Consider the following 7,477-nt stretch of genomic DNA (forward strand, 5'->3'; position numbering starts at 1 on the left):
GTCGCCGCGCTGCTCATCGGCTTCATGCCCGACGTCGATGCCCTATGGGTGACGGCGGCGTGCTCCTGCGCCGCAGCCGCCGTGAGCGCCACCCTACCCAAGGGTGTTGGCGCCATCAAGGCGCAGAGGGCGCACGCCGAGGCTCCCGTTGGCAGCGCAAGCGCCGACAGCTCGGCGACACCCGCCGGCAACACCGCCACGAACCAAGACATCGCTGCCGAGCCCTCCTCCCCCAAGGCCGCCGTCCTTCGCGGCCTGCTCGAAACCGGGCGCGCCGTCCTCACCGACGGCCTCTCCGCCCTCTTCGCGGACAACCGCCTCCTGCGCGCCACTACCCTGCTCTCCTTTGGCGTCACCATGATCATGGCAAGCTGGCAGGGAATCGTGCTTCCCGCCTACTTCACGCAACTCGGAACGCCCGAGCTTACCGGCGTGTTTGTCTCAGCCATGGGCGTGGGCATGCTCATAGGTTCCCTGGGCTACACCGCCCTCGCCAACCGCCTTTCGCGCCGCGGCTGGCTCACGGTCTCCCTACTCGGCATGAGTGTGGGCGCGGTCGGCATGGGGCTGCTGCCTACGACGCCGCTGCTGCTCGCGTCCGCCACGCTCGTGGGCCTCTTTGCCGGCCCCGCCTCCGCGCTGCTCGGCTTTTTCGCCTTCGAGCGCGTGCCCGAAGACCGCCGCGGCTCTGCCATGGGAACGCTTAACGCCCTCTACCTGGTCATTGGGCCCATGGGCACGTTTTTGGGGTCCACGCTCATCGCCGGATTGCAAATCAAGGCCACTGGGCTGATCCTCGCCGGGCTTTGGGCCATCGTCACGCTTGCAGCCCTCATGGCGCCGGCCTTGCGCGATTTGGGCGATGGCATCGCCACGGACGGGGTACAACTGGAACATGAGTCTAAGGCGGCCTAACGGCTTTCCAACAGACCCAGCGCGTGCTGGCCAAGGCCATCTGACGGTTTTCCAACAAGCCGGCATGCGTGCCGACCAAGGCAGTCTAACGACTTCCTTACACACATTGTGCACAGGCGCCCTCGATCAGTCTTTGGGGCGCCCTCATCAACACAGGGTGGGGCATGAAAAGCGGAGAATTAGCGCATATGGCCGGCGTGAGTGTACGCACGTTGCGTCATTACCACGCCATCGGCCTGTTGCCGGAGCCCAAGCGCTCCTCCAACGGCTACCGCGAGTATGAAGCCGAGCATCTCCTACGGCTCCTTCGCATCCGCCAGCTCGCCTCGCTGGGGTTTTCGCTCGACCAGATTGGCCCCATGCTCGATGAGCTCGATGCTGAGCGCGAAGACGAGGGAGATCTCGGCGATGAGCTGGGCGCAGGCGCCGAGCAACTCCTCGAACAGCTCGATCGCCAGCTGGTTGAGCAGATTGCGCACCTTGAGCATCAGCGCGACCTCATCCGCCATATCCGCGCGCGCCAAACCGACCCCGACTACCCCGAGCGCGCGGCGTCCGTTCTCGAGGCCATTGATGCCTTTGAGCGCCAGACGGATGCCCACGGTTTTTTGCTCAGCGCCCTCACCGACGACGACAAGATTGCCATGGGCATCGCGGCGCACCTCTACTCGGACGGCGAGCTTGCCGAGATCGAACGCATTTTCCGCGCCATTCCCGAGCGTGGGCTGATCGATGAATACCTGCGCGTCAGTCGCCTCATCGACACGCTTCCGGGTAACGCGAGTGCGGAGGAGCGCGAGCGCGCCATCAATGCGGGCATGGCGTTTCTCGACAAGATCGCCGACTGCATGGACACTTCGAACTGGCTGCGGCCCGACAAGGATTACGAGCGTATGCTCGAGAACATGGCGATGGTGCATTACAACGACGCGCAAATCGCCGTCTCCGACGAGCTATTCCTACGCTTCACCGACCGCCTCGCCCAAAGAAACGTGTAATCTGGGGACGGGTGCACTATTGCACATTGTGGCCACGCATTCGCCTCCGGCGCCGCTGGCAGAATGTGCAATAGTGCACCCGTCCCCAGATTCGCTATTGGAGGAAGCCGTGTTTACGTTCTTCAAGATTCCGTTCGTGCAGAGCGTCCTATGGGCGATCGCGCTCATCGTCGCGACCGCCATCATCGCGCGCATCGCCAGCCGAGCACTGCGCCACTTTCTCGAGCGCGACAGCAACCCGCTGCCCTCCTCGAGCATCATCATCAACATCGCTCGCGGCGTCATCTGGGCCACCGGCGCGAGCGTTATCCTCGACGCGTGCTTCGGCGTCAACGCAAACGCCCTTGTAGCCGCTCTTGGCGTCGGCGGCATCGCCGTGTCCCTGGGCTTTCAGGACACGCTGTCCAATCTCATCGGCGGCCTGCAGGTCACCTTCATGGGCATCGTGAAGCCCGGCGATAATATCGAGGTGGGCGCGGAGCGCGGCGTGGTCCAAGACGTCACCTGGCGCCACACCACCATCCGCGACGCCATGGGGCAGACGGTGATCATCCCCAACTCGATCATCTCCAAGACCGCGCTCGTGCACCTGCTGCCGGCCAGCCGCGTGGCCGTGCCCTTCGCCGTTCCGCGCCTGAGCGAGGACGGCAGCCCGCACGCCGAGAACATGGACGGCCTCGCCGAGCAGCTCGCCGACCTCGCCCTCAAGGCGGCGCGCGAGGTCTCCCCCGTCATCGACGGGCCGCGCGTGCTGTTCTCCGAGATCTCGGAGCTCGGCATCAAGGGCAAAATCGTGTTTCAGGTTGAGGACGCCGCCAAGACCTCCGCGGCCGCAGACGCCGTGGTCCGCGCCATCGCGACACTCGTCTAGCCAAGCTGCACCGCGCAGGGCTCCGATTTAGGACAGTCCCTCAATTGAGACTATTCGCCCGCCTTGCCCGCGCTTGAGATGCGGCGCGCAAGCCACAGCGTGCCCACACCCGCAATCAGCAGCAAGCCGACGAGCATCATCTGGATATCGCCCGTCGAGGGCATACCGAGACCGGGGAACATCCCACCTGGGTTGTCGGGGGTGCCGGGCTCACCAGGCTGCGAATCCCCTCCAGCGGGAGGTTTCTCGGTCTCAAACTTGGGGTGCGCCGTCACGTTGTAGATGAGCTCACCGTCCGCAAACGTGGGTACGCCGACCAAGAACGGATCGGCAGACGTGTCGGCATTGGCGGGCGCCGTCTCCGTGCGGTAGAGCAGGTACACACCCGGCTCCAACCCATACACGGAGCCGATGCCGCTCGCGTTGGCGCCAAGCGTGTCCGCGGGCTCAGCGGCGGCATCGATGGCAAGGCCATGGACCTCCCGCGCCTTATCGCGAAGCCCGCCGGCATCCAGCTCCGCCCACGCGCAATCGGCGGAGGCAAAGGCGTCGAGCGTTTCGTAGCTTACGCCCTCTGCGTCAATTGAGGCGCGGGCAACAAGAACCACAGCATAGCGATCCCCCGCAAGGGGCGTATCCATCCCGTTGCGCTCGACCGAGCACTCAAGGGTGATAGATCCAACGGGGGCGGCGATGGCCGCAGCGGGAGCAACGCACAAGACGAGGGCGGCACAGGCGCACAGGAGCGCAAAGGCCGCCCGGCAAACGAGGGCAGCCGGGTGCGCGACGGATGGCCAAAGCCGTCCGGACGCGAGAACCCGCTTATGCAAAGTGGCGTCCGCCATGTTCATGTTCGTCCTCCCTTCCCATCATTCGCCTCCGGGCGACACCACCCGCATTCCCATACGCACCGCCGCGCATGCCGTCTCGGCGCTGCACGTGGCGCAGGCGCAAACTCGCCAACACAATTGCCGCAAAGATCAGCCCTGCAATAAGCGCGAGATGCGGCCACGAGAGGTTGATGGGGCTGCCCATCACGCCCACTTCGTCTAGCATGGACGGCAAGAATGGGATGGCGTGCGCTCGCACGAGCAGCCGATGCGAGTTGATGCCGTACGGCGTGCAGGTGACGAGCGTGATGTAATCCGCGCCCGGCTCGATGGCGAGGGCTTCGGTTTCCTCCGGAAGCACCGTGAGGATCTGGTCCACCTGGTAGGCGAAGGTCTCCTTGAGGACGCGGACGTAGAATATGTCGCCCACCTGCATTTTGTCGAGCTCGGTAAAGAGCTTGGCCGAGGGCAGGCCACGGTGGCCGGAGATCGCCGCGTGGGTGGACGCGCCGCCTACGGGCAGCGACGAGGTCTCGATGTGCCCCGTGGCCACCTGCAGGACTTTTTCCTCGGTGGTGTGGTAGATGGGCATGGTCTCGTCGAGGCGCGGGATGGTGATGTAGCCCATCACGCCCGTGCCGGTGAGGTCGAGCAGGCCCATGTACTCCTCACGGAGCTGAGCGGCCAGTGAGGCGTCGATGGCATCCCAGCCGCCGTCTGCAGCCGGGATGCCCGAGAGCCCCGCGAGCTTGGCATTGTAGATGCGGGCAGCATCCATGAGCTGCTGTGCCTCATCGTCGGTGAGCTCGTCGACCGCTTCGCTGTACTGCTCGATCACGCGCGTGGCGTTGCGCAGGTTAAGGAAGTTCGAGATGGTCGGGTAGAGCACCAGCAGCAAACCGCCGATGATTGCCAATGTTGAGAACCAGTCGCGGGACTTTTTCATCGCGAAACCAAATTACGCAACGGTCTTGGCCGTGCGCTTGCGGTAGATGCCGTAGCCGATGGCAGCGGCGCCGACGAGCGTGAACAGGATGGTGCCCATGCCGCCGGTCTCGGGGAGCAGGGTGCCCTTGTTGTTCTGGATGTTAACGGCAACGTCATTGCCGCCGCCGTTCACCGTCCAGCTCTGAAGCACGCCATCCTGGTCGTAATTTGCGGCAATCGTCACGTCGACGGGATCCTTGAGCTTGTTGTATCCGTCGGGAGCCTCGGTCTCGACGAGCTGGTAGGCGATGGCGTCCAGGCCCTCGAAGGTGATCTTACCGCTCTTGGGAGTGGTGATGGTGTCAACAGCCTGGCCCATCTCGTCGGCCTTGGCAGGACGAACGATGGCGGGCTGGGTCTCGTCGCCCGCCTGCTTAACAATCAGCTTAATCGGGGTGCTTTCACCCTTCTTCTGCAGCTGGAAGACGGCGCCGGCAAGGGCGGATCCGCCCGTGCCGTCAGTCTTGTTGATGTCGAAGCCGAAGGTGTAACCGTGGGTAACACTGGGAACAGAAGTGCCCGTACCGCCGTTGATGGGGTCGTTGCTGTACTCGAGTTTCGCGCTGTTGCCTGCGTCATCCTTGCCAGCAACGGCATGCTCATTGATGCTTGCAGAGTAGGTTACCTTGATATCCTGACCGGCCTTGTCACCATGCTTCGTCTCGAAGTCGGTCATGATGATTTTCAGCTCGGTGGCAGCGCCATTGCCGCCCGTGACGGAGACGGTGTAATCGACGTCCTTCTGAAGCTCGGAAGCGCCAATGGTCACCTTGATGGTGCTCTGGTCAAGCGTCAGACCCTTGGACAGGGTATCGACGAAGTTGAACACATAGGTGGTGTACTCGGTCATGTCGGGGACCTTGGACTTCAGTTCGAAGTTCAGCACGTCGCCAACCTGAGCGTCTGCATGGTTGTCGCCATCAACGGTCTTCTCGATGGTGGGATACTCGCTCTTGAGGTTCACGTTCTTGTCGGCCGTGACCACATTCGCCAGGATGGCGTCAGTTCCGCGATCAGCGGTGGAACCGCCCTGCGGGGAGATCACATAGTAGCCGAAGGCAAGGCCCTCGAACTTAGCCACATAGGCATCGCCACTTGCAGCTGCCGTTACGGTAGACGTTGCGCCAATGCCCTGCTCCTTCGCCCAGTCGGAAGCCTTCTTGGCGAAAGCAATCACGTTGGTGCCCTCATCGGCACCAAGGGCATTCACATACTCGATTGCCGCCTGAGAAAGCCCTTCGCCAGACAGACCAGCCATATTGCCGCCAATTTCGGTCGTGAAGAAACGCTTCCACTCAGCATTGAGCGTGTAGCTTGCATTGTTTCCGTCGGCGGTAGCGGTGGCGGAGAACATCTGCCACGCCTTAACCTGCTTGCCCTCAAACTCGGCGCTCTGATTCGTAATGGTCAGATTGCCCGTGGTGGCCGCGAACGCCTTGGTGGGCAGGGCGCTCGCGAGCATCACGACCGCCATCATGACCGCCAGTGCCATGCTGGCGATGCGTTTTGTCATCGTTTTCATCGAATCATTCCTTCCCTCAAACGCATGACATGAACAACTACCTATCTGCAGCGGCGCGTTACCTGCGCCACGCGAGATACCTATCTCGGTGCGCGACCCGATCCGCCGCGCCTGACCTGCCTGTGCGCACCATGCGCACGTAGGTGCCGGGGGCGCGTGGGCTCAAGCCGAGGACGAGAGGGCGCAAAATGCGCGGGCACGTACCCGGCATACGCCATCGACCTGCGGCGGCGCTCGTAAGCAGCGCACGCAAGCAGCATGCCGCCCGCCAGCACCGTAAGCCACGTGCCAATGCCGCCCGTCTCGGGGAGCATGGGCAGATGCGTGTTGGTAATTTCGATCACGCGGTCCGTGCCGTCAACGCGGTAGGAGACGGTGTAGCCCGCTTCCTCCAGGCTCTTCCACTCGCCGTCAATGAGCACCTGGACCTCGGTTGCCTCATAGGTGTAGTAATGAATGACCTTGTTCTCGTCCGCAAAGGCCACAGGCAGGCCCGCCACCACACGGCGCCAGGTCTCCGTCCAGCCGGATGCGTTATCGGCCTCCGTCAGGTCGACCTGCTGCGGGTTGACAATCTTCTCAGTTGTGGTGCCGTTGCCGTCCTGCACGATGAGCTCACTCGGCACGACCTTCTCGCCCGCATCGTTGGTGTAGGAGCCAACCAACTGCACGCGGATGGCGTCGGGGCGCAGACCTTCCTTATCGCCGGCGTCGTTCCAGACCTTCTGGATGGTCACATCCACGCGCGCCTCACAAGGATCTTGGCCCTCGTCGGGCTCAGGGGTAAGCGCGCCACCGTTGCCGGTCTGCGCGGTGTCGAGCATAAGCACAGCCTTAGACGGGCTGGCGTACACGCCGAGCGCTTCCTTGAAGCCGTTTTCACCCGTGCGCTGAGCTCCCTTCACGCCGGTCCATCTCTTTCCCTCATCACCGGAGGCGTCGCTGTTGGCCATATCCTGGTCGAAGCAGTTCACAATATGGAAGAACTCGACATCGTAACGGTCAAGGCCAGTGTTGGCCGTGCCCTCGCCCGTATCAAGCGTGCCGCCCGTGATGAGCGCGTTGCCCTTGGTAACAGCCGCCGTCGCACCGTCCACATGTTTGCGGTACACGCGATACACGTTGTAGTTGTTCGCATCGTCCGGACCTACGATGTCCTCCATGCTGTTGAAGTCCCACACGCTCTTGAGCTGGGTGTTAGCGAACGGATCGACCTTTTCGGCTGTGCCACGCACCACGTCGGCATAATACATGTCGTTGTGATAGAGCACGCCCTCGTCGTTGAGGCCCGAAAAGCCGCCCGCATAACCGGTGGCACGATCGGCCACGCCGTCCGCATGTTGCGATGCGCCGC

The 7,477-nt window shown here is 63.1% G+C and carries 7 protein-coding genes; 3 read left to right on the forward strand and 4 right to left on the reverse strand.

The window, feature by feature from the left end; genetic code table 11:
• The 3 genes from ACT8II_RS04380 to ACT8II_RS04390 form a co-directional block, all read left to right on the forward strand.
• On the forward strand, positions 1 to 915 hold a 915-nt coding region (locus tag ACT8II_RS04380; RefSeq protein ID WP_443813079.1), incomplete at its 5' end, for an MFS transporter.
• 164 nt (positions 916 to 1,079) lie between these two features.
• The gene (locus ACT8II_RS04385; protein ID WP_443813081.1) at positions 1,080 to 1,913 is read left to right on the forward strand and encodes a MerR family transcriptional regulator; all 834 of its coding nucleotides are present in this window, start codon (positions 1,080 to 1,082) and stop codon (positions 1,911 to 1,913) included.
• A 109-nt stretch (positions 1,914 to 2,022) separates the two neighbouring features.
• Entirely contained in the window at positions 2,023 to 2,784 is a 762-nt protein-coding gene (locus ACT8II_RS04390; RefSeq protein WP_443813083.1) for a mechanosensitive ion channel family protein, read from the forward strand.
• A gap of 50 nt (positions 2,785 to 2,834) precedes the next feature.
• On the opposite strand, the gene ACT8II_RS04395 is transcribed toward ACT8II_RS04390, so the two are convergent.
• From ACT8II_RS04395 to ACT8II_RS04410, 4 genes are all read right to left on the reverse strand, one after another.
• Positions 2,835 to 3,635 (reverse strand): hypothetical protein, encoded by an 801-nt coding sequence (locus ACT8II_RS04395; protein ID WP_443813085.1) that lies wholly within the window; start codon positions 3,633 to 3,635, stop codon positions 2,835 to 2,837.
• On the reverse strand, positions 3,607 to 4,560 hold the full coding sequence (locus ACT8II_RS04400) for a class C sortase (protein WP_443813087.1): 954 nt from the start codon (positions 4,558 to 4,560) through the stop codon (positions 3,607 to 3,609). The genes ACT8II_RS04395 and ACT8II_RS04400 overlap by 29 nt, the downstream gene beginning before the upstream one ends.
• Before the next feature lie 12 nt (positions 4,561 to 4,572).
• Complete coding sequence (locus tag ACT8II_RS04405) at positions 4,573 to 6,123, reverse strand: SpaH/EbpB family LPXTG-anchored major pilin (protein ID WP_443813089.1); 1,551 nt, start codon at positions 6,121 to 6,123, stop codon at positions 4,573 to 4,575.
• An 80-nt stretch (positions 6,124 to 6,203) separates the two neighbouring features.
• Positions 6,204 to 7,477 (reverse strand): Cna B-type domain-containing protein (locus ACT8II_RS04410; RefSeq protein ID WP_443813090.1); only part of this gene is annotated, 1,274 nt, incomplete at its 5' end.

The sequence above is a fragment of the Collinsella sp. genome (genome assembly GCF_052346665.1).
GTDB lineage: Bacteria > Actinomycetota > Coriobacteriia > Coriobacteriales > Coriobacteriaceae > Collinsella.